A 1664-nucleotide genomic window follows, 5' to 3' on the forward strand; every position below is an offset into this window, starting at 1 on the left:
CGCTGGTCTATCTCGTGCCGCACCAGGACGACGAGACGCTGAGCATGGGCGCGTCGATCCGCCGCGCCGTCTCGCGCTCGGGCCCGGCGTGCGTGCACCTCGTGCTCGTGACGACCGGGCAGTCCTCGGGGGCGCGCACCGTGTTGGCCCGCGGGGTGCGCTCGCCGAGCACGGGACGCGTCGTGCGGTATCGACTGACCACGGCGCAGTTCGTCGCCGCCCGCGACGCCGAGTTCCGCGCCGCCGCGGCGCGGCTCGGGGTACCCGCCCGCAACGTGCACCTGGGGCTGCCGGGCGCACCGCGCGTCGCCGACTCCGGCTCCGCGCTGACCTCGGCCGTGGCCCGCAAGGTCGTCAACACCGCGGTCGATCGCTTCGGCGCGAAGGCGGGGTACGCGACGATGAGCGACTCCGATCCGCAGACCAACCACCGCACGCTCGGCGCCGCGCTGCGCTCGGTGGGCGCGACCCGCAAGGTCGGCTCGGTCTCGTTCCTGTACCCGCCGTACCAGCTGCCCGCACCGCGGCGGGTCGTGGCGACGGTCGCGACCGGCGCCGACCGGACCGCGCTGCGCAACGCCGGGCTGGAGTACGGGCGGTTCGCCCCCGGCTCCGGTCGCTACGGCATCGGATGGCTGTCGGTGCCCTCGGCGTTCGGTGGGCCGGCGCTGAACACGTGGACCGTGCGAGCGGACGGCCGGCTGCGTCACGCCGGGCTGTACCCGGCTCCCAAGCGCGCGCTGTTCAACTCGTACACCTCGTACCTGCACCGGTGAGGCAGCGCTGAGCCGGCTCTTCGGCGGCCCGGCTCAGGCGGTGATCTCGGTCAGGAGTTCGCGCACGCGACGCTCGAGGTCGTCGCGGGCCGCCCGGGTTTCCGGCACGCCCTGATCGATGACCGGCGCGATGTCCCAGTGCAGCGTGTGCCGCCCGTGGATGGGCAGCTCGTCGTCGGAGACGCCGATGGCGACGATGTACTCCGAGGCCTTGGTCGCATCGGAGGTGATCGGCTTGGGAAAGGCCTCGCCGATGTCGATGCCGCGCTCGGACATCACCTCGCGCACCTCGGGCAGCACCTCCGCCATCGGGTTGACCCCGGCCGACCAGGCCCGCACCCGGCCGGGAGCCAGCTCCTCGGCGAGCTCGTTGGCCAGGGCCGCGGCCATCTGGGAGCGGCCGGCGTTGCCGTTGCAGATGAACAGCACGTCCTGCACGCCATGCCGGTCGAGTCCGCGCTCCTCCGCGAGGTGCACGAGGTGGTCGAGCGCGAACTTGCGCACGAAGACCGGCAGGTACTGCGGCGACCTCGATGTCGGTGCCAGCTCGTCATGGCTGGCCTGGACGACCTCGTTCACCTCCTCGCGCGTGAAGCTGCCCGCGTAGCGGTCGGAGAGTTCGTCGACGATCTTGTCCAGTGTCTGCACGTCCAGAGTGACCACGGCAGAAGTCAACCGGCTGCGCGCGCCGAACGGGTGAACCGTCGGGGAGGGGGCGGCGAAGGGCAGATGTCGGTGGGGCTGCGAGGCGGTGACCGGCCCGCACGCCCGCCCGCTCGGGGCCGCCGCCGGTGGCAGGCGACAATGGCGCGGTGAGCGGCATGACCCCGGCAGACGCGCGGGCCCTGACGTCGGGGCCCGGGCGGGCGCTGCTGGCCGGCCTTCCGC

The 1664-nt window shown here is 73.4% G+C and carries 2 protein-coding genes; one reads left to right on the top strand and one right to left on the bottom strand.

Features of this window, described 5'->3' with window-relative positions; all coding sequences use genetic code 11:
* The coding region (locus PINTE_RS21255; protein ID WP_068434592.1) for a PIG-L deacetylase family protein at nucleotides 1-776 on the top strand (776 nt) is incomplete at its 5' end.
* A gap of 33 nt (nucleotides 777-809) precedes the next feature.
* On the opposite strand, the gene PINTE_RS21260 is transcribed toward PINTE_RS21255, so the two are convergent.
* A complete protein-coding gene (locus PINTE_RS21260) occupies nucleotides 810-1439 on the bottom strand; it encodes an arsenate reductase/protein-tyrosine-phosphatase family protein (protein ID WP_068434595.1) in 630 nt (209 codons plus the stop codon).
* Between the last annotated feature and the right edge of the window lie 225 nt (nucleotides 1440-1664).

This window comes from Piscicoccus intestinalis NBRC 104926 (assembly GCF_001515525.1).
Taxonomy (GTDB): domain Bacteria; phylum Actinomycetota; class Actinomycetes; order Actinomycetales; family Dermatophilaceae; genus Kineosphaera; species Kineosphaera intestinalis.